This window comes from Pseudomonas cucumis, from assembly GCF_030687935.1.
In the GTDB taxonomy this organism is placed as follows: Bacteria; Pseudomonadota; Gammaproteobacteria; order Pseudomonadales; family Pseudomonadaceae; genus Aquipseudomonas; species Aquipseudomonas cucumis.
The window spans coordinates 4,414,214-4,434,544 of the sequence record NZ_CP117454.1; the positions used below are offsets into that span (position 1 = coordinate 4,414,214).

Below are 20,331 nucleotides of genomic sequence, written 5' to 3' on the forward strand. Positions count from 1 at the left end.
TTAAACCTGGCGTTTTTTTATGCGTTCGCTTTGTTCACAGCTTGGCGGCATGCCGCTGGTGACGCTCCATGTAGCGCTCCACGTAGGAACACGATGGAATGACCGTGTAGCCCATTTCCTCAGCGTATTGCAGTGCCTGCTCGGTCAACGCCGCCGCGATGCCGCGACCCCGCAGCGCATTGGGCACAAAGGTACGATAAATATCCAGGGTCTGTTTTCCCAGATCCATATAGGTCAGGTAGGCACGATAACCGTCCACAGTGGTCTCGAACTGATGACCAGCCTGGTCATGGTGGATGGACAACGCCTCGCTCATCACTACTCCTCGCGGGTCTTTAATTCTGACCCCTACCTTACCGATGTTTTTCCGGCGAAGGAACATCTACGCCACCCCGTGCCTGAATGGACACCGAGAGAGCAACACAATCTCGCGCAACCGAGCACGTACAAATAGTAGGCACCATTGGCAGAAATGCTCAAGGGACGCTCGTCATGCTGGCAGGCGGGTGTTGCTTGGGTAATGCAGGGGCGGCTCGACCGGAATCTTCCCGAGTCCGAGCCTGAACATTGCCGGATATTGAGACTTAAGACGAGCGCCCTTTGTTTAAGTCACCTCAACATGGATAAAGATATGAGAGCCGCTGCGCAAAATCCGAACAAAAGTGTGGACGATTCCATCTAGGCAGACTTTAGTCGAGACTGAAAAACAGCTACCAACACCGGGAACTTTTCCCCGGCGGCTCGCTCAGTTCGGGCCTCGCAGCTGTATATTTTTTATACAATGCAGTTAAAAGTTGCTCGAAAAAGAATCAACGCCTACAATTTTTTTTGCTTCTTGCTCTACGTCAGTTTACTTACTACAAGTAATGGGTAGTATGTACGCCGGCTATTTCCTCACTCTGAGGAGACAGCTACTTAATAGAAAGTCCTTGAAGGGGAACACGATGAACAACGTTCTGAAATTCTCTGCTCTGGCTCTGGCCGCAGTTCTGGCTACCGGTTGCAGCAGCGTATCGAAAGAAACCGAAGCACGTCTGACTGCTACTGAAGACGCAGCAGCTCGCTCCCAGGCTCGTGCAGACGAAGCTTACCGTAAAGCTGATGAAGCTCTGGCTGCTGCTCAAAAAGCACAACAGACTGCTGACGAAGCTAACGAGCGTGCTCTGCGCATGCTGGAAAAAGCTAGCCGCAAGTAATAGTCCTTCGGGATTGTTATCAAGCCGACCCATTTTTTGGGTCGGCTTTTTTATTGCCCGCCATTTCTGCAGGCCATAAAAAACCCGCCGATGCGGCCTGCATCGGCGGGTTGCTTTAACGCGTTATTGCTGCAGATCAATCGGTGCACTCGATACCATCGGCTCTGACGCATTCGGCACGGCGATTTCCACCGGCAGACCATCTTCAGCGGCAACCACGTCACGCACTACATCCCAGTTCATGCGCAAGTTGTTGGTGATGTCCTCACGCTTGAGCATCGCATTGATCACTGCGGTGTGCTTGTCGACCACCGAAGGGTTGCCCTTGTCGTCCAGCGGCGTGTGCGCTTCCAGATAAACCTTGCCGCCACTGAGGCCGAACTTGTACGGGTCATTGATGATCCGCACCGACGTCCCGACCGGCACCATGCTGGCCATTTCCAGCACGTTGTTGTTGAACATGCGGAAGCAACCATGACTGGTGCGCATGCCGATACCGAATTTCTTGTTCGAACCGTGAATCAGGTAGCCCGGAGTGCCCAGCGTGAACTTGAACGGCCCCAGCGGGTTGTCCGGGCCGGCCGGCACCACATTCGGCAGCGGATCGCCATCAGCGGCGTGCTCGGCCTTGATCGACGCTGGAGGCGTCCAGGTCGGGTTCGGCGTCTTGGCGATGATGCTGGTGTGGGCAATCGGCGAGCCCCAGCCTTCACGGCCGATACCCAGCGGGAAGGTGTACACCACGTCCCGGCCTTTCGGGAAATAGTAGAGACGGTATTCGGCCAGGTTGATGACGATGCCTTCACGGGGGCCCGGCGGCAGGATGAAGCGCGTTGGCAGCACCACTTCGGTACCCGCGCCCGGCAACCATGGATCAACGCCCGGGTTGGCCGCGACCATTTCCGAGTAGCCCAGATCGTAAGTGGTGCCAAGGTCGGCGAAGGTGTCTTCGTACTTGGCCTTGATCACTTGCACCTGGCCGATGATGTCTTCACCGGGTGGTGGCAGGGGTAGCTCCAATGCTGCAACGGGACCCGCCACGCAGAGCGCAGCAAGAGACAGGCAGCGGGTGACGGCGGGAAAGCGCGGCAACATCCGGAAAATCCTTCGCATGATCGACAAGGGTATAAAAACAGGATTGTACACCGACGCCCGTTATTTCGGGGAGACGTAAAGACCTGTGGTTGGGGGGATCAGCGGTGAGGGGGCTTGCCTGTGGCGAGGGGCCCTAAAGCTCGAACCGCAACTCAGGCCAGATCGGCGAGGTGCCGCGTTTTTGCGATTCCAGGATGGCCCGGCACAGCGAGCACAGGCGCTGGTCCTGGAACACTGTACGGTCGACGCTCGACCAGCGCGGTTGCGCCGGCAACAGGCTGCCGCACAAGGTTCGGTCCACCGAGCCGCCCAATTCCAGTTGACGGGTCACCAGATGCACCCGCACTTCCTGGCAGGCGAACAGATCCAGCTGTTCGTCAGGCTCGATCAGTTGGTAGGCATAAAGGGACCAGGCGGGACGTGGCATCGGGGGCTCCAAATCGGGGGCGCCACCTTAGCCGAAACACCGCCGCTAGAAAAGCGTCAAAGCAGCGGTTTCAGTGTCGGCCAGACATTTTCCAGCAACTTGTCCTGAGCCGCCGCAGCCGGGTGCAGGCCGTCGCCTTGCATCAGGTCCGGATGACCACCCACACCGTCGAGAAAAAACGGTACCAGCGGGATCTTTTTCTCATCGGCCACCTGGGTGAAAACCTCGGCAAAGGCCTGGGTGTAACGCACACCATAGTTGGGTGGAAGTTGCATGCCCAGCAGCAGTACCTTGGCACCACTGGCGCGGGAGCTGTCGATCATCGACGCAAGATTTTGTTGCAATTGTGTTGGCAGCATTCCGCGCAACCCATCATTGCCCCCCAACTCAAGGATAACCAGCTCCGGTTTATGCTCTGCAAGCAGCGCCGGCAGGCGCGCCCGGCCTCCGGCGCTGGTGTCGCCGCTGATGGATGCATTGACCACCTTATCGTCGAAACCTTCGCGCTTGAGCCGTTGCTCAAGCAAAGACACCCACCCCAAGCGGGTATCCAGGCCGAAACCGGCGCTGATACTATCGCCAACGATCAGGACTGTACCCGCCGCTGCGCTCTGGGCCATGCACATCAAGGCCAGGCCAGCACTCAAAAACCACACACGCATCGGATTCTCCATGGGCGCAAGCATTCTCACCGCGAAGAACCTCAGCAAAGTGGTTCCGAGCGCGGAAGGTGAACTGACTATCCTGCACGAACTCAGCCTGGAACTGAACAAGGGCGATAGCCTGGCCATCGTCGGCGCCTCCGGTTCCGGCAAATCCACTCTCCTGGGCCTGCTCGCCGGCCTCGACCTGCCGAGCAGCGGCGAAGTCACCCTCGCCGGGCAAGGCCTAAGCAATCTCGATGAAGACCAACGCGCGCGCATCCGCGCCGAGCATGTGGGGTTTGTCTTTCAATCATTCCAGCTGCTCGACAGTCTCAATGCCTTGGAAAACGTCATGCTGCCGCTGGAACTCGATGGCCGCAAAGACGCTCGCGAGCGCGCCACCGAACTGCTGCAACGGGTCGGTCTGGGCCAGCGCCTGACGCACTCGCCGCGTCAGCTTTCCGGTGGCGAGCAGCAGCGCGTGGCGATTGCCCGGGCGTTCGCCGCCGAGCCCGACGTGTTATTCGCCGATGAACCCACCGGCAACCTCGACAGCCACACCGGCGAGCGCATCAGCGATCTGCTGTTCGAACTCAACCAGGAAAGCGGCACGACCCTGGTGCTGGTGACCCACGACGAACGCCTGGCACATCGCTGCCGGCGCCTGATCCGCCTTGAAGCCGGCCTGCTGGTCGCCCCTCTGGAGCCTTGATGGCACGCTTGCCGCTATTGCGCCTGTTCAGTCTCGCCATCCGCCAATTGCTGCGCGATGCCCGCGCCGGTGAGTTGCGCGTGTTGTTCTTCGCCTTGCTGGTGGCTGTGGCGGCAAGTACCGCCATCGGTTACTTCGGTGCTCGCCTGAACGGCGCCATGATGCTGCGCGCCACCGAGTTTCTCGGTGCCGATCTGGTGCTCGAAGGCAGCTCACCGGCGCGACCGGAACAGGTGAGGAGCGGCACAGAGCTGGGCCTTGAACACGCTCAAGTGGTGGAGTTTTCCAGCGTCATCGCCACTGACAACGGCATTCAGCTGTCCAGTATCAAAGCCGCCGATGACATCTACCCGTTGCGCGGCGAACTGAAAAGCGCCCCCGCGCCCTTCGCGACGGAAGAACCCGGTGGCGGTCCGAAACCCGGCGAAGCCTGGGTCGAAGCGCGACTGCTGACCGCGCTGGACTTGAAGATCGGCGACAGTATCGACGTCGGCATGAAAACCCTGACGCTGGCGCGAGTACTGACCTACGAACCGGATCGCGCCGGCAATTTCTACAGCCTGACGCCACGGGTGCTGATCAACCTCAGCGACCTTGAGGCAACCGGCGTCGTGCAACCCGGCAGCCGGGTCAGTTACCGCGAACTCTGGCGCGGCAACGCCTCGGCGCTGGAAACCTATCGGCAGCTGATCAAACCCGGGCTGGCGGCCAATCAACGCATCCAGGATGCTCGCGATGGCAACCGGCAGATCGGCGGCGCCCTGGGCAAGGCTGAACGCTACTTGAACATGGCCAGCCTGGTGGCGGTGTTGCTGTCCGGTGTGGCGGTGGCGCTGTCGGCGACACGCTTCGCCACGCGCCGATTCGATGCCAGTGCATTGCTGCGCTGCCTGGGTCTGTCCCGCCGGGAAACCATGGTGCTGTTCAGTCTGCAGCTAACCGTACTTGGACTGCTCGCCAGCATCAGCGGTGCCCTGCTCGGCTGGCTGGCGCAGCTCGGGCTGTTTGCACTGCTGCATGATTTACTGCCGACCGATGTTCCACCGGGTGGCCTGCTGCCGGCCATCGCCGGGATCGGCACCGGGCTGGTCGCGCTCGCCGGCTTCGCCCTGCCACCATTGGCCGCTTTGGGTCGAGTGCCACCGCTGCGCGTGTTGCGTCGCGACATGCTGCCCATTCCGTCCAGCACCTGGATTGTTTATGGCGCGGCATTGGGCGCCCTCGGCCTGATCATGTGGCGCTTGAGCCTGGACCTGTTGCTGACCTTCGCCCTGCTAGGCGGCGGTGTGATCGCGGCGCTGGTGCTGGGCGGTTTGCTGTTGCTGCTACTGAAGAGCCTGCGCCGGATGCTGGCGCGCGCCGCATTGCCATGGCGCCTCGGGTTGGGCCAACTGCTGCGCCATCCATTGGCAGCGGCGGGTCAAGCCCTGGCCTTCGGTTTGATTCTGCTGTCCATGGCGCTGATCGCTCTGCTGCGGGGTGAGCTGCTCGACACCTGGCAAAACCAGTTGCCGAAAAACGCCCCTAACTATTTCGCCCTGAACATTCTGCCGGCGGACAAACAGGCCTTTACCGATCGACTGATGGAGTTGTCGGCACAATCGGCGCCGCTGTACCCGGTGGTACCGGGACGGCTGATCAGCATCAATGGCGAACCGGTGCAGGAGATCGTCAGCAAGGATTCGGCCGGCGATCGAGCCATTCAACGCGACTTGAGCCTGACTTGGGCGGCAGACCTGCCAGCGGGCAACAAACTCACCGCCGGCAACTGGTGGGACCAGCAACCAGCGGATGAAATACCCGGTGTTTCGGTGGAAGGTAAAGTCGCCGAAAGCCTCAAACTCAAGCTCGGCGATCACATGGTGTTCACCGTCGGCGGGGTCAATCGGGAGGCGAAAGTCACCAGCCTGCGGGAGATCAACTGGGACAACTTCCAGCCGAACTTTTTCATGATCTTCCAGCCCGGCACCTTGAAGGACTTGCCGGCGACCTACCTGACCAGTTTCTATCTGGCGGCCGGTCACGATCAGCAGATCGTCGACCTGTCCCGCAGCTTTCCGGCAGTGACCATTCTGCAGGTCGAAGCCTTGCTGGCGCAGCTGCGCAGCATTCTCGGCCAGGTCACCCTGGCAGTGGAATACGTGCTGTTGTTTGTGCTGGCGGCGGGGATGGCGGTGTTGTTCTCCGGCTTGCAGGCAACGCTGGATGAACGCATTCGCCAAGGTGCGTTGCTGCGAGCGCTAGGCGCCGAGCGGCAGTTGCTGGTCCGGGCCCGGCGTATCGAGTTCGGCCTGCTCGGCGCGGTCAGCGGGTTGTTGGCGGCACTGGGTTCGGAACTGGTGAGCCTGGTGCTCTACCGTTATGCCTTCGACCTGCCCTGGCATCCGCATCCATGGCTGTTGGTGTTGCCACTGATCGGCGCAGTACTGATCGGCGGTGCCGGTGTGTTCGGCACACGCCGCGCCTTGAACGCCAGCCCCCTGACAGTCTTGCGCGAGGGTTGATAAACTCAAGCGCTCTGATCACGTATTCAACCACAAGAAGTCGCCATGAGCCGTTATCGCCCTCCCCGCACCGCTGGCACCGCGCTGATCACCCCCGAAGGTGAAGCGCGGATGCGGGCCGAGTTTCATGAACTCTGGCATGTGCGCCGACCGCAAGTGACGCAATCGGTCAGCGAAGCGGCGGCCCAGGGCGATCGCTCGGAAAACGCCGAGTACACCTACGGCAAAAAGATGCTGCGCGAGATCGACAGTCGCGTGCGTTTTCTCACCAAACGCCTGGAAGCCCTCAAGGTCGTCAGCGAAAAACCCAGCGATCCGAACAAGGTTTATTTTGGCGCGTGGGTCACGATTGAATATGAAGACGGCAAAGAGTCGCGCTATCGCATTGTCGGGCCAGATGAGCTGGATCTGAAACTAGGCCTGATCAGCATCGACTCACCGTTGGCACGCGCCTTGATCGGCAAAGCACTGGACGCCGAAGTGCGGGTGCAGACGCCGACTGGCGAACAATGCGTGTATATCGTGGCGATCGACTATTTATGAGCCCCAGCGCTCTGAGCCTCAGCGGCGGGCAATCAGTCCTTGGCGCGCGACGCGGGTCAGCTGTTTGATCATTTCAGGTGCATCCTGCGCACTGGGCGATTGAATCACCGCCAGATCGAAACTGTCGTTGGCAAACCGTGCCAGTGACTCGCCGTCGTCAACAAACTGAATCAGAAAGGCGGCAGGCCCACCGGTACGACGTGGCCAGCCATCGAGGTAACGCAGAAGCGTCGGCTGATGTTTACCGCCAAGCAGGATTTTTGGATTGCGCTGGGTGAGGTGTGCCGTGATCGGCGCAGGGCGTATAACGGGGCTTAATGCATTCATTGTGTCGTGTCTCTGCCTCAAAAGTCTGCATGGCAGGTGAGAGGCAACACCGAACCAGCGCTTTAGCGGTATTTCGAAGCCTGTTTCAAGCTTCTATCGGCAACCGAATGAGTCACCTGGCGCCCCGCAAGTAGCTGTTTAAATCGGCGCATGGGCAGCATCCTAGAGAAGCTGACCGGACAGTGTCAAGAATCACCAGCAACAAAAAAGGCCTGCACAGTGCGTCGCACAATGCAGGCCTTTTCGTTGAGCCAGGGGGTCAGTCGGTGATGGCGCGGTCTACCGACAGCTTGCCTGCACCTTCGATCAGCACCGCGAGGCTGCCACCGAGCAAAGCCAGGGCGAATTCATAACCGTTGTTAGCCATGAACAGACCGTTGCTGATGTGCACCGAGAAAATCGCCACCAGCGAAAGGAAGGTCAACCCCAGCGCTGCCGGGCGTACCAGCAGACCGATGATCAGCGCCAGACCGCCGAAGAACTCGGTACCACCCGCCAGGATCGCCATCAGGTGACCGGGTGCCAACCCGATGCTTTCCATGTACTGCGCGGTGCCGGCAATGCCGTAGCCGCCGAATGCCCCGAAGAGTTTCTGTGCGCCATGGGCCGCGAAGATGATGCCGACGAAAATCCGCAGAATCGTCAGACCGTAGCCCGCGCGAGTGAACAGTACCTTGTTGATCAGTGTGCTCATGCTGTGTCATCCATTGTGAGTGTGTGTTGGTTGGCCGCTATATTAATCAGTAAAACTTATGTTAAAAGCGCAAAAAACGCACCATAACAATCAGTTTAGTCGATCATTTCCGTGAGGCCACTTTTTGCCCCTGGGGCTCCAACGACTCCCGCTCCCGATCGAACGCCAAGTAATACTTGTTCACGCTATTAACATAGCTGACAGCACCCATTCCCACCTGCTCCATGGCGATGCGCTCGACCTGGAAAAACCACTGATTAGGATTCAAGCCGCGCCGCCGGGCTTCGGCGCGCATGCCTTGGACCCGCTCCGGCCCCATGTTGTAGGCCGCCAATACGAACGCCATGCGCTCGCGCTCGTTGAGTTTGGGGCTGGCAAAAAACTTGCGGCGGATCATCGCCAGGTACTTGGCGCCGGCCTGCACATTGGCGTCGAGGTTTTGAATATTACTCACGCCAACCCGTTGGGCGGCGGACGGGGTGATTTGCATCAGGCCGGTGGGGCCACTGCCGCTTCTGGCGTTGGGTTGCAGCGCCGATTCCTTGAAAGCCAGCGCCGCCAGGTTCAGCCAGTCCATGCCTTGGGCCTCAGCATGTTTTTGCAGCACCGGTCGAAGTTTTTCCAGGCGCTGCCGATCGGCCTTGGCCAAGGGATAGTGCACTTGATACAGGCGTCGATAGATCCGCAGGAACGCTGCATCCTGGTCCGACGGCTTCTTGTAGGTCGTCAGGAAGCGATCGATGCTCGAACGCAGCATCGAGGCGTCGCGGCGCACGAACCAGTATTCCTCCCCCGGCTCGCTGATAAGAACCTGACGATCAAAGCGCAATTTGGACAGGATCTTGCCCCAACGTTCGGCAATCGGTTGCTCGACAATCGTCAGATGAAAAATCCCGCCCTGGACCATTTCCAGCACGTCCTCGACCGCCAGGCTGGGGTCGACCCACTCGATCTTCACCGGCGCCAGTTTGTGCAGCGCGAGCTTCTGATTGATCTGACTGACTGCATCCCCGGCGGCGCTGCCGGTTGGCAGCGCGAGGGTTTTGCCCGAGAGTTGTTCGAGACGGGTGTACCGTCGTTCGCCCTTGATCCCCACCAGCAGCAACGGCACATTGCTGGCGATCGGTTGACTGGTACTGACGGCGAGGCCCGGTTGCGGGTCGAGTAACTCCCCCGGCGCAACCAGATCACCCTCCCCGCGCTGCAACGCGCCGAGCAGTTGATCCTTGGCTTTGGGAATGATCTTGAGGGTGATTTCCTGGCCATCGCGGGCATGGCCATTGAGGTATTGTTCGAAGGCGCGCAGGCGGTGATATTCGACGCCGATGGCCTGGCCCTGGACTTCACCGGAGCTGTTGCGGCTCTGGTTGACCAATACCCGCAACACGCGACTGCTGCGAATCTCCGCCAGGTCGCGGACCTTGGCCGCGGGCACGGCTTGCAACGGCCCGGCCAGGCGCGCAACCGCCGGCATGGGCAGCAGCAACGAACAACACAGCAGTAACAAAACCGAGGGACGAATCATCCACTCTCCGGAAAGAATACTGGTCGACTTCATAGGTGATTTCATGACGTCGAGCGACAGAAACAGAGCGCCTGAAACGCTGGCAAAGTGCGTGAGAGTGGCACAGTGATGGCAAATCCACCAACCCCAACCTGTCTCGCGGCCTCAACAGACAGCTTTAACTCATTGTAGTTCTTGGCTTTTCTTATAAATCTACAGCTCTGATATGCTTTCCGGCCTTTGGTCCGAGGTAGCACCATGCAACTCATCGATATCGGCGTCAACCTGACCAACCCCAGTTTCGCCGACAAACACCAGGCTGTGCTCGACCGTGCCTATGCTGCCGGAGTCTGCCAATTGGTGCTCACCGGGACCAGCGTCGAGGGCAGCGAACAGGCTCTGGAGCTGTGCCAGCAACTGGACGAAAGCGCTCAGCGGCTGTTCGCTACGGCCGGTATTCACCCGCACTCGGCCAGCGACTGGAACGCCGACAGTGCTCAGCGTCTGCGCAGTTTGCTCAAGGAGCCGAACGTGGTGGCCGTGGGTGAATGCGGCCTCGATTTCAATCGTGATTTCTCGCCCCGCCCGCAACAGGAAAAAGTCCTCGAAGAACATCTGGCGATGGCGGTTGAGCTGCAGTTGCCAGTGTTCCTGCATGAGCGCGATGCCAGCCAACGATTGCTGGAGATCCTGCGTGATTACCGCGACCAGTTGCCGGCGGCCGTGGTGCACTGCTTCACCGGTGAGAAAAAGGCACTGTTCAGCTATCTCGACCTCGATTTGCACATAGGCATCACTGGCTGGATTTGTGATGAACGCCGGGGCACGCACCTGCATCCGTTGGTCAAAGAGATTAAACGCGGGCGCTTGATGCTGGAGAGCGATGCGCCGTATTTGCTGCCCCGCAGTCTGCGCCCCAAGCCGAAGAATGGTCGCAACGAGCCGGCGTATCTGACTGAAGTGTTGCGTGAAGTGGCGTTGCATCGCGGCGAAAGCCAGGAAGACCTGGCAAACCACACCACAGCCTGCGCGCGAGCATTCTACGGGTTGCCCTCAATCCCTCAATGAACACCCCACAGGTTTGGCGGTGGTGCTCGTTGACCTGCATCAACATCTGAATCCCTGAATAGCGGCACAATACTGGCACCTTGCCAAAATTGTTTCCGCTATCAGAGAAGACCTCCATGGGTGCCTGGCTTAGCAACATCTCGCTGAAATACAAATTCTGGGCGGTCAATGCTGTCGCCTTCGTCACCACCCTGTTGCTGGTGCTGTACGCCGTGCAGCTTGAACAACAAGCCCGCAGCCACGCCGCCCAAACGTCGGCCCAGGCCCAGGCGCGGTTACTCAATGCCTGGCCTGCCGGGCAGCCGCTGCCCAAGGCCGATAACCTGCTGACCTTCAATCGCGGGCAAGCACCATTACTGAACGGGCAACCGCTGCTGGAGCTGACCGATACCAACGGTTGGGTCGAGATCAACTCCCTGCCGCTGTTCGGTGAAAATCCGTTGATGGGCGCAGAGGTATTCACTCGGCCTGACGGTCAACAGATCGCGGTGATTGCCCATGGCCCGAGCCTGAGCCAAGTGTTCGGCGAACGCTTCACCCACTACGCGGTAGCGGTGTTCATCCTGATGCTGGCGATGCTCGGCGCGTCGCAACTGTTGATCCGCTTCCTGCTCAGCCAGCTCAACACCTTGAAAGACGTGATGCTCCACGTCGAGAAAACCGGTGACCTGTCGGCTCGTGTACCGCTGGCTTGCAAGGATGAAGTCGGGCAAATGGCCAACGCCTTCAATGCCATGCAGGCCGGTTACCAGCGGGTGGTCAACACCGTCGCCAACACCGCTCGGCAACTGGATGTCGGTGCCGCGCGGCTGGCGTCGAGCATGAACGAGGTACGTCACGGGATGCTTGGCCAACAAAGCGAAACCGATCAGGCTGCCACAGCGATTAACGAAATGACCGCCACGGTCCACCACATCGCCCAACACGCCGGGGCTACTCGCGACCTCTCGCAAACCGCCGACATTCTGGCCGGCAGCGGGCAGGAAGTGGTCACTCGGGTGCAGAAGTCGATTGGCGGGTTGTCCACCGGCGTACAGCAAACGGCCGAGATGATTCAGCGTCTGGCCGAGGACAGCCAGAAGATCAACGGCGTGGTCAGCGTGATCCACAGCATCGCCGAACAGACCAACCTGCTGGCCCTTAACGCAGCCATCGAAGCGGCCCGGGCCGGTGAAATGGGCCGCGGGTTTGCGGTGGTCGCCGATGAAGTGCGTAACCTGGCCAAGCGCGTCCAGGCGTCCACCGACGAGATCACCACCATGGTTTCAGCGCTGCAAGCCGGCACTCGGGACGCCGTGGACTTCATGCAGGAAAGCTCGTTCAAGGCGGACGACTGCCTGCAGCAGGCCCAGGAAGCCAGCGTGGCCCTGGCCGAAATCACCACTGCGGTGGCGCAAATGCGTGAAAGCAATACGCAGATCGCGGTGGCGGCCGAGCAACAGAGCCATGTCGCAGAAGAAATGAATCGGGCGGTGGTGAGCATTCGCGACGTGACCGAAAACACCGTTCAACAGACCGTGAATTCGGCGATTACCAGCAATGAGTTGGCGATGTTGGCGGGGGAATTGAGCAAGGCCATTGGGCAGCTCAAGCTTTGAGGGCCTCTTCGCGGGCAAGCCTCGCTCCTACAATCGAAAGCGTCAGCCCGGTCAACATCAATATTGCCCATGACCCCTATCACTTCGATAGCCAGCCTTGATTCGCCGACGGCTTTTGCCACGCCTATTCTTTATTCAAGCGCCTCACCAATAAAGGATCAGCATCATGGGCAAACGTCACCCCAACCTTCCCGCCTGGCAATGGCGACTGCACCCGCACAGCCACCAGCACCCGACCGATCCGGTGTTGCACATGATTGCCGTGCCGCTGTTCATCGTGGCGTTTTTGCTGATGGTCTCAGGGGTGTTCAGCCTGGATCTGGCGAGCTTCGCGATCGGCGTCATCGGCCTGCTCGCCGCCCTGGGCCTACAGCGTCACAGTCATCACCTGGAGGCGTAGCCTGCGAGTATCAGGCGAAAATTGTCACGGTCTGCCGGCTCATGGCGATCAACTGACCGTCTTCGCTCCACAGTTTTGCGGCTGCGTGCCCGTAGCCGTCAGCGGCATACTCGATTTCAACCAGGTACTTGCACCAGTCGAGCGTGCTCAACGCGAGCAACGGCTGGACGAATTCGATGGTCCAGGTCAACGTGCTGCCTGCCGCCGGTTTCTTCAGATGCGACAACAAGGACGGCGGCCAGGCGTCGACCAGCGCCAGAATATGCGCCTCGCTGACCACCTCGTCCTTCCCTTCTCCACGCAAGCGCACCCAACCACCCATATCGCGGGAGGTGTTGCCCGTGAACGGCAGGCCACCGATGCTCCAGCGCATTGCCAGGTGACGCATGAATTCCGGGGTCACCCCTTTGATATAGGGCATTTCCTGGCAGTCGTCCCAGTGCTTCATCTCGGGCGCAGCGTTGGCCGTGACCGCCACCTCGGAAGGTCGCGAGGCGCCGAAGCTGCCCTGGACCAACGTCACCACTTGGCCCTTCTGCATCGCCCGGCCCAGCACTTGGCTGACGGCTTTGCCTTCGCGCAGCACATCGACTTCAAAACTGACCGGCACATCGGGCTCGACCGGGCCGACAAAAGTGATTGCCAACGAACGCACCGGACGGTCCGCCGGGACTTTTGCGCGCATGGCTTCGTATTGCAAGGCGGCTATCAGCCCACCAAAACTGGCTCGCCCCTGACCCCACTCGGCCGGAATAGACAACGCCTGCGGCTGACTGCGAACAGCGTCGAGCAGATCGGAAAAGTGCATGGGAACCTCAGAGGCAGGAAAAATGGATGGAACGATCTTAACCAGCCCGCAAAGCCGATACAGCGCTTATTCCGGCCAAAATCACGGACAGATGAGCCGTGCCAACATTGAACACACAAACTAAAGTGGGAGCGGGCTTGCTCGCGAAAGCGGTCTGACATTCAACATTTTCGTTGAATGTCATGCCCTCTTCGCGAGCAAGCCCGCTCCCACAGTTTCAGGATTTGAAGCAAGCGGCGCTGAGTTTGTCGAGTACGCGGTCGGCGCGCGCTTCGGCCTTGGCCAAGGTGGTTTTCCAGACCGCGACACAGGGCTGCAAATCGGGCTCTTCCTTGGCGCGGTCCAGCCACTGCCAGCTGTCATGCCAATCGCCCAGAGCGGCCTGCGCCGATTTCAGGTTGGGCAAGGCCGCTTCCGGCAAGCGATCCAGTTCGGGGTAGGCTTCGATGCCATAACGCACGCGCTTGATCAGCAGGCGCAGGCGATGGCGGTCATGGGCTGGATCATGCAGGGCCTGGTCGAGTTTCTTCCATTGTTTGCCCAGGCGTTTTTCGATGCGCTTACGCAAACCCTTGAGCAAGCCCTGGCGCTGGGAAGCCCGCAGAAAACGCGGAAAGGCGTCGAGGATCATCAGCATCTGCGCCAGCTCGGGGCTCGCCGCCACGATGGGATAAGCCTCGTCCATCCGCGCCATGCGCCGGTGCGCGGCCTCGGGTTGATCGTGCTGGAGCAAGTACGCCGCCAGCACTTCGCGATCGCGCAACGGCGTGGTCAGATCACCCACCCGGGACGCCGCCGCTTCCAGTTGCTCGACCCCAGGCAAACCGCGCAAGGGCCGCAGCAGGCTGCGCAAACGCCGCACGGTGGTGCGTAGATCATGCAGCGCTTCAGAGTCGGTACGCGCACTCAAGCGTGCCTGACAGGCGAGCAGGCGAACGTCCAGGCTCAGAACATGAGCCACCAACCGATCAACCAAGGCAGACATCGCTTGCTCCCTGAATCGAATTGCCCCAAGTGAGCTCTATCATGCTTCAACGGCCGGCGCGGGATTCACGGATGTAGAAGCGCGCCTTCTCGGCCTTCTTGGTACAACCCTCGTATGCTTCGAATTGCTGCTGGGTCTTGGCACCGGTCAGCAACGACAGCGCCTTGGAGTAGCTGACGGTCCCGGCAAAGCCCTCGACCTTGGCCAGATCCAGTTCACGCCAGGCGGCGTCGAGCTGGCTCCCGCAGCTGTCACGGAAAGCGGTTTTACCGGCACAACCGGCGAGTGCCAGGGCAATCAACGGCACACAGATCCAGGCTTTCATCACTCACACCTCAAAGATAATAAACAGTCGTGCAGCTAAGACGGCCTGGCGCGTGAAAAGTGCCTTGGACCCGCAATGGAAACTATAGCGCTCGCGAGGATACCCATTCGCCTTTATTGAGTGTCAAAAAACGACGCTATCGCCCCGCCGAACGACCATAGCGATTGAAGCTTGCCCCTCGATAGGTGCATTGTTGAACCTTGTCAGAGAGGTCGTTTCATGAAAAAGCGTGTCGCACTGGTGTTGGGCTCGGGTGGCGCCCGGGGCTACGCCCATATCGGCGTCATTGAAGAGATCGAACGGCGCGGCTACGACATCGCCTGCATCGCCGGTTGCTCCATGGGCGCAGTGGTCGGCGGGATCTATGCCGCCGGTAAACTCAAGGATTATCGCGACTGGATCGAGAGCCTGGATTACCTCGACGTCTTGCGTCTGGTGGACGTCAGCTTTCGCTTGGGCGCGATTCGCGGGGAGAAGGTCTTCGGGCAGATCCGCAAGATCGTCGGCGAGATCAACATCGAAGACCTGCGCATTCCCTACACGGCCGTGGCCACGGACCTGACCAACCAGCAGGAAATCTGGTTCCAGGAAGGCTGCCTGCACCAGGCCATGCGCGCCTCGGCGGCGATCCCCAGCCTGTTCACGCCGGTGATGCAGGGCAATCGAATGCTGGTGGACGGCGGTATCCTCAACCCGTTGCCGATCGTGCCGGTGGTGTCGAGCCATTGCGACCTGATCATCGCGGTCAACCTCAACTCCACCAACCAACGCCACTATCAATTGCCGGTGATCCAGCGCCCGGCCGCGTTCAAGACCCGCTTCGACAGTCTGATCAACTCGCTGGGATCGAAATTGCCCTTCCGCCGCAAACAGGCCGAACAATTGCTGCTGCTGGAAAAGGAAGCGTTGATGGCCGAAGCGGCCGAAATTAATCCGTGGATCGAATCCGCCGAGCCAGAAGGCCAGCAACCGGCGGCGGCCCCGGAAAGCAACGGCGCACCGAAGTCCGCCACCGGGTCGTTCATCATCGACAACGTGGGGCCGGCATCCTTGCTGGACCTGATCAACCAGAGTTTCGAGGTGATGCAGACGTCATTGGCGCAGTACAAGATTGCCGGGTATCCGCCGGATATCCTGATTAACGTGCCCAAGCGGGTGTGCCGGTTTTTCGAGTTCTACAAAGCGCCGGAGTTGATCGCGCTGGGGCGTGAGATTGCCCGGGATACGCTGGATCGGTATGAGAATGAGCGGGATTCTTGAGGCCTGACGATCATTCCCACGCAGAGCGTGGGAACGATCAACTAAAGACTACCCTCACTCAACAACCGATACCCAACCCCCGCCTCGGTGACGATAAACCGTGGCTGAGTCGGATCATCCGCCAGTTTCTGCCGCAGGTGCCCGACCACTATCCGCAGATAGTGGCTGTCTTCGGTGTGGGTCGGGCCCCAGATGTCCTTGAGCAATTGCTGCTGGGTGATGACCCGCCCCGGATGCCGCGCCAGTTGCGCCAGTACCGCGTATTCCTTGCGGGTCAGCGCCACTTCGGCGCCGTCCAATAGCACCCGGCGATAAGCCAGGTCCACGGTGAGCGAACCGAAGCTGAGCGCCGCTTCCTGGGCCTCACCCGTCGGAGCCTGACGCAGCAAGGCGCGCACTCGGGCCAGAAATTCCTGGATACCGAACGGCTTGGTCACGTAGTCGTTGGCGCCGCCATCCAGGGCCTGGACTTTCTGCCCTTCGCTGGCGCGCACCGAGAGCACCAATACCGGCACCGTCGACCACTCGCGAAACTCGCGCAGCACCTGCTGGCCGTCCATGTCCGGCAGGCCGAGGTCGAGCACCAACAGGTCGGGTTTGTTCAATGCAGCCTGGGCCAGGCCTTCCGTGCCGGTGCCGGCCTCCAGCACTTTGTAGCCTTGGGAAACGAGGCTGATGCGCAGGAATTTTCGGATCTGCGGTTCGTCGTCGATGACCAAAATGGTCGCGGTCTGGCTCATGAATTCACATCAACACAAAGAAGTGGCAAGAGAGTAGCGCAGACGAGATCAGGCTTCACTGTCCAATCCCGGCTGAGTCTGCAACGGCAAATGCAGCGTGATGCAGGTGCCGCGCCCTTCGATACCGTCGGCGACGCTGATCCGTCCGCCATGGGCACCGACCATGCCCTGACAGATCGCCAACCCCAGCCCCGTGCCCTGCCCACCGCGATCGCCTCGAGCGGCGGTGTAGAACATGTCGAAAATCTTCGCCCGGTCCTCCTCCGGAATCCCCGGTCCCTCATCACTCACCGAAAAAAACAGCTCACTGTCAGTGGCCCCGGCACGCAATTCAAGACGCCCGTGGGGCGGTGAGAAACGCGCGGCGTTTTCCAGCACATTGACCAGTGCTTGCTCGATCAACGCGGCATGCACATAGAGCAGCGGCAGTTCGGCCGGCACTTCGGTAATGACCTGCAACGACGCCAGCACCGCACGCAGGCGATTGAGCGAACTGCCGACGATGTCTGCCGGCGACACCCAATCCCGCGCCAGTTTCAGGGCGCCGTGACCGAGGCGAGTCATGTCCAGCAGGTTTTGGATGTAGCGATCCAGCCGTTCGGCTTCATCGCGGGTGCCTTCGAGCAATTCGCGGCGGTCCGCCAGGGGAATCGCCTCGCCAAGCGCCAACAGGCTGTCGATGCTGCCGCGCATGGAAGTCAGCGGCGTACGCAAATCGTGGGACACCGAGGCCAACAGCGCGCTGCGCAGTTGCTCGGTTTCACCATGCAAGCGCGCCGCCTCAAGATCATCGGCCAGTTGCGCCCGGGCCAATGCCTGGGCCAGCGGTTGGCTCAGTGCGGTCAGCAAGCGCCGCCGCTGGCCGCTCAAGGTCTGACCTTCTTTGGCACACACGCCGAGCAGTGCCAGCGGCCCGTCGTCCACCGACAACGGCCACCACCACCAGCGCCCGAACGGCAAGGTGCCGGTGCCTGCGCCGGCCGGCTGATCATGTTGCCAGGCCCAATCAGCGGCGGCGCGCTCGGCTTCGGAGAACTCCAGCGGCCCACCGGTTTCAACTTTCCAGCCGCTCTGGCCATCGCGATTGAGCAGGCACAGTTTCAGGTCGGTCCAGCCATTGAGGTGTTGCGCCGCAGCGCTGACCACAGCCTGACGGTCGGTGGCGGCGGTGAGTTTGCGCGACAGGTCGAGCAGTTCGCTGGTTTCTTCCTGGGTGTCGCGCAGGGCCTGCAATTGTCGCCGTTGCCGCGCCGCCAGGTTGCCGGTGAGGGCCGCCATCAGCAGAAAGAACAGCAAAGTCAGCACGTCTTCTTCGCGCTGGATTCTGAAGGAGAAATTTGGCGGAATGAACAAAAAGTCATAGGTCAGAAACGACAGCACCGCGCAGGCCAATGCAGGGCCGAGGCTGCTGCGCACCGCCACCAGCAATACCGCCGCGAGGAACACCAGCGAAATGTTCGGCAGCGGCAAGACGCTCGAGACCGCCCAGGCCAGGGCACTGGCGAGCACTGTCGCCACCAGCGCCAACGCGTAGTCGAACCAGACCAACGACTGCGCCGAGGGTTGGCGCGGTTGATGCTGTTCCTGATCGCTGTCGAGCACGTTGATTTCCAGCCCGCGAGCATCGCGCAGTAAACGAGACGCCAGACCGCCACCGAACAACCGTCGACGCAAACGCTGGCGCGACTGGCCCACCAGCACCAGGCTGGCGCGTCGTTCAGCGGCATGCTGGATCAACGTTTTCGCCACCTCACCGGCACGCAGCAACACCACTTCACCACCGAGGCGTTCGGCCAGTTGCTGAGCGCTTTGCAGACGCAGACGCGATTGCTCGTCGCGTATACGGCCATTGTCCACATGCACCAGGCTCCACGGCAGATGCCGCCGCTGGGCGACGCGACTGGCGTGACGCACCAGACGCTCGGCCTGAGCATCGCCATCGACACCCACCAGCAAGCGACCGCGCACTGCCGGTGCGGCCTGCCCCAACTGGCGATAACCCTGGGCCAGATCGTTATCGACCTGAGCGGCTGCGGTTTGCATCGCCAGTTCGCGCAGGGCCGTGAGGTTAGTCTGGGTGAAGAACGCATCGATGGCCGCCCGCGCCTGCTCCGGCACGTAGACCTTGCCGTCGCGCAGACGCTCCAGCAACTCGCGCGGCGGCAGGTCGATCAGCAGCAATTCGTAGGCTTCTTGCAGCACCCAGTCCGGCAGGGTTTCGCGCACCTGTACGCCGGTGATGCCGCGCACCTGATCGTTGAGACTTTCCAGATGCTGGACGTTGACCGTGGTGAACACGTCGATGCCGGCGGCCAGCAATTCCTGGATGTCTTGCCAGCGTTTGGCGTGACGACTGCCGGGGGCATTGCTGTGGGCCAGTTCATCCACCAATACCAATTTCGGTTTGGCGGCCAGCAGACCGTCGAGGTCCATTTCTTCGAGCATCACGCCGCGGTACTCCGAGCGCACCAACGGCTGCTGCGGCAAGCCAGCCAGTAGCGCTTCGGTTTCGGCGCGACCGTGGGTTTCGACCACGCCGGCCATGACCTTCACGCCCTGGCGCAGTTGAGTGTGGGCGGCTTGCAGCATGGCGTAGGTCTTGCCCACGCCTGGCGCGGCACCGAGGAACACCTTGAGGCGGCCACGGCCATCGCGGGGCAGGTCTGCTAACAGCGCGTCGGCGCGGCCGGAATCACTCATGCTTGAAGTTCTCTCTCATTGATCGTTCCCACGCTCTGCGTGGGGATGCAGCCCGCTATGCTCCGCGCCCCAGCCGAAGTGGACGCAGAGCGTCCATAGATGCATTCCCACGCAGAGCGTGGGAACGATCCTTTCCAAACTTTTAACCTTTACAAGTTTTCCAGCGCCGCATTCAACGCCAGCACATTAACCACTGGCGGCCCAACAAGCGGCTGCTCGATGTGCGCATCCATTAATTGCTCAAGCGTAGACACCGGCAGATTGCGCGCCGCCGCGACACGCGCCAGTTGATAGGCAATTGCGGCCGGTGGCAAGTGCGGATCGAGGCCGCTGCCGGAGGTGGTCAACATAGCCAACGGCACCGGCCCCTGCCCGGTCACCTGCAATTTATTGGCGTCGTCGATCACCCGTGTGGCCAGCGCCGGGTTGCTGGGCGAAAGGTTGCTGGCGCTGCTCGACACGGTGGCAAAGGCCCCGGCCGATGGCCGTGGATGGAACCAGGCGTCGCCGACGAAATCCTGGGCGATCAGCGACGAGCCTCGGACCTTGCCGTCGGCGTCGCGCACCAGGCTGCCGTTGGCCTGGTCCGGGAAGGCAACCTGGGCGATGCCGGTGACGACCAAGGGGTAAGCGACGCCGGTGATCAGGGTCATCAGCATCAACAGGCTCAGGGCCGGACGTATCAGTGTGGACATTTCACAATCCTCGATTCGGATAACAAATACAGCATTCAGTCAGGTGCAACGTGGCGCATTCATCGCGAGCAGGCTCGCGAAGGCGGCGCAACTGGCGCGCCGCGAA

General features: G+C 60.7%; 20 protein-coding genes and 1 pseudogene. 8 read left to right on the forward strand and 13 right to left on the reverse strand.

Going from position 1 to position 20,331, the window contains the following annotated elements:
* Positions 1–34: 34 nt before the first annotated feature.
* Entirely contained in the window at positions 35–316 is a 282-nt protein-coding gene (locus PSH97_RS19950) for a GNAT family N-acetyltransferase (protein ID WP_030132333.1), read from the reverse strand.
* Between the two features lie 628 nt (positions 317–944).
* On the opposite strand from PSH97_RS19950, the gene oprI reads away from it, so the two are divergent.
* Positions 945–1,196, forward strand: a complete 252-nt coding sequence (gene oprI / locus PSH97_RS19955; RefSeq protein ID WP_003172710.1) for an outer membrane lipoprotei OprI — start codon at positions 945–947, stop codon at positions 1,194–1,196.
* A gap of 123 nt (positions 1,197–1,319) precedes the next feature.
* Here oprI and PSH97_RS19960 read toward each other — a convergent pair whose 3' ends face one another.
* The 3 genes from PSH97_RS19960 to PSH97_RS19970 form a co-directional block, all read right to left on the reverse strand.
* Positions 1,320–2,291 carry a L,D-transpeptidase family protein gene (locus PSH97_RS19960; RefSeq protein WP_305446392.1) on the reverse strand — a complete coding sequence of 324 codons (972 nt, stop codon included), beginning with the start codon at positions 2,289–2,291 and terminating at the stop codon, positions 1,320–1,322.
* A 133-nt stretch (positions 2,292–2,424) separates the two neighbouring features.
* Positions 2,425–2,718 carry a hypothetical protein gene (locus PSH97_RS19965; RefSeq protein ID WP_305446393.1) on the reverse strand — a complete coding sequence of 98 codons (294 nt, stop codon included), beginning with the start codon at positions 2,716–2,718 and terminating at the stop codon, positions 2,425–2,427.
* 56 nt (positions 2,719–2,774) lie between these two features.
* On the reverse strand, positions 2,775–3,380 hold the full coding sequence (locus PSH97_RS19970; protein ID WP_305446394.1) for an arylesterase: 606 nt from the start codon (positions 3,378–3,380) through the stop codon (positions 2,775–2,777).
* Positions 3,381–3,390: 10 nt separating this feature from the next.
* Here PSH97_RS19970 and PSH97_RS19975 point away from each other — a divergent pair, with 10 nt between their 5' ends.
* From PSH97_RS19975 to greB, 3 genes are read left to right on the forward strand one after another with little or no spacing between them, the layout of a single operon-like run.
* Positions 3,391–4,074 (forward strand): ABC transporter ATP-binding protein, encoded by a 684-nt coding sequence (locus PSH97_RS19975; RefSeq protein WP_007899869.1) that lies wholly within the window; start codon positions 3,391–3,393, stop codon positions 4,072–4,074.
* The gene (locus PSH97_RS19980; protein ID WP_305446395.1) at positions 4,074–6,578 is read left to right on the forward strand and encodes an ABC transporter permease; all 2,505 of its coding nucleotides are present in this window, start codon (positions 4,074–4,076) and stop codon (positions 6,576–6,578) included. Before PSH97_RS19975 ends, PSH97_RS19980 begins: the two co-directional genes overlap by 1 nt.
* A gap of 45 nt (positions 6,579–6,623) precedes the next feature.
* A complete protein-coding gene (gene greB, locus PSH97_RS19985; protein WP_305446396.1) occupies positions 6,624–7,121 on the forward strand; it encodes a transcription elongation factor GreB in 498 nt (165 codons plus the stop codon).
* A gap of 18 nt (positions 7,122–7,139) precedes the next feature.
* Here greB and PSH97_RS19990 read toward each other — a convergent pair whose 3' ends face one another.
* The 3 genes from PSH97_RS19990 to PSH97_RS20000 all read right to left on the reverse strand — a co-directional run bounded on the left by PSH97_RS19990 (position 7,140) and on the right by PSH97_RS20000 (position 9,667).
* On the reverse strand, positions 7,140–7,448 hold the full coding sequence (locus tag PSH97_RS19990; protein ID WP_305446397.1) for a class I SAM-dependent methyltransferase: 309 nt from the start codon (positions 7,446–7,448) through the stop codon (positions 7,140–7,142).
* A 259-nt stretch (positions 7,449–7,707) separates the two neighbouring features.
* Positions 7,708–8,142 carry a DoxX family protein gene (locus PSH97_RS19995; RefSeq protein ID WP_305446398.1) on the reverse strand — a complete coding sequence of 145 codons (435 nt, stop codon included), beginning with the start codon at positions 8,140–8,142 and terminating at the stop codon, positions 7,708–7,710.
* A gap of 103 nt (positions 8,143–8,245) precedes the next feature.
* The gene (locus PSH97_RS20000; RefSeq protein ID WP_305449837.1) at positions 8,246–9,667 is read right to left on the reverse strand and encodes an MltF family protein; all 1,422 of its coding nucleotides are present in this window, start codon (positions 9,665–9,667) and stop codon (positions 8,246–8,248) included.
* Positions 9,668–9,904: 237 nt separating this feature from the next.
* Between PSH97_RS20000 and PSH97_RS20005 the strand changes: the two genes are divergently transcribed.
* The 3 genes and pseudogenes from PSH97_RS20005 to PSH97_RS20015 form a co-directional block, all read left to right on the forward strand.
* Positions 9,905–10,714, forward strand: a complete 810-nt coding sequence (locus tag PSH97_RS20005) for a TatD family hydrolase (RefSeq protein ID WP_183683384.1) — start codon at positions 9,905–9,907, stop codon at positions 10,712–10,714.
* A gap of 116 nt (positions 10,715–10,830) precedes the next feature.
* Entirely contained in the window at positions 10,831–12,312 is a 1,482-nt protein-coding gene (locus tag PSH97_RS20010) for a methyl-accepting chemotaxis protein (RefSeq protein ID WP_305446399.1), read from the forward strand.
* 166 nt (positions 12,313–12,478) lie between these two features.
* A pseudogene (locus PSH97_RS20015) lies at positions 12,479–12,709 on the forward strand (terminase); the annotation flags it as partial.
* Between the two features lie 13 nt (positions 12,710–12,722).
* Here PSH97_RS20015 and PSH97_RS20020 read toward each other — a convergent pair.
* The 3 genes from PSH97_RS20020 to PSH97_RS20030 all read right to left on the reverse strand — a co-directional run bounded on the left by PSH97_RS20020 (position 12,723) and on the right by PSH97_RS20030 (position 14,830).
* Positions 12,723–13,520: an acyl-CoA thioesterase gene (locus PSH97_RS20020; protein ID WP_305446400.1), complete on the reverse strand. Its 798-nt coding sequence runs from the start codon at positions 13,518–13,520 to the stop codon at positions 12,723–12,725.
* A gap of 217 nt (positions 13,521–13,737) precedes the next feature.
* Entirely contained in the window at positions 13,738–14,505 is a 768-nt protein-coding gene (locus PSH97_RS20025; protein WP_305446401.1) for a CHAD domain-containing protein, read from the reverse strand.
* 46 nt (positions 14,506–14,551) lie between these two features.
* A complete protein-coding gene (locus PSH97_RS20030; protein ID WP_305446402.1) occupies positions 14,552–14,830 on the reverse strand; it encodes a hypothetical protein in 279 nt (92 codons plus the stop codon).
* Positions 14,831–15,049: 219 nt separating this feature from the next.
* On the opposite strand from PSH97_RS20030, the gene PSH97_RS20035 reads away from it, so the two are divergent.
* The gene (locus PSH97_RS20035) at positions 15,050–16,090 is read left to right on the forward strand and encodes a patatin-like phospholipase family protein (RefSeq protein ID WP_305446403.1); all 1,041 of its coding nucleotides are present in this window, start codon (positions 15,050–15,052) and stop codon (positions 16,088–16,090) included.
* Positions 16,091–16,131: 41 nt separating this feature from the next.
* Here the strand turns inward: PSH97_RS20035 and PSH97_RS20040 are convergent, their stop codons facing one another.
* The 3 genes from PSH97_RS20040 to kdpC form a co-directional block, all read right to left on the reverse strand.
* Positions 16,132–16,830: a response regulator gene (locus tag PSH97_RS20040; protein ID WP_305446404.1), complete on the reverse strand. Its 699-nt coding sequence runs from the start codon at positions 16,828–16,830 to the stop codon at positions 16,132–16,134.
* Positions 16,831–16,878: 48 nt separating this feature from the next.
* Positions 16,879–19,530, reverse strand: a complete 2,652-nt coding sequence (locus PSH97_RS20045) for a sensor histidine kinase (RefSeq protein WP_305446405.1) — start codon at positions 19,528–19,530, stop codon at positions 16,879–16,881.
* Between the two features lie 149 nt (positions 19,531–19,679).
* Entirely contained in the window at positions 19,680–20,225 is a 546-nt protein-coding gene (gene kdpC, locus PSH97_RS20050) for a potassium-transporting ATPase subunit KdpC (protein ID WP_305446406.1), read from the reverse strand.
* Positions 20,226–20,331 lie beyond the last annotated feature (106 nt).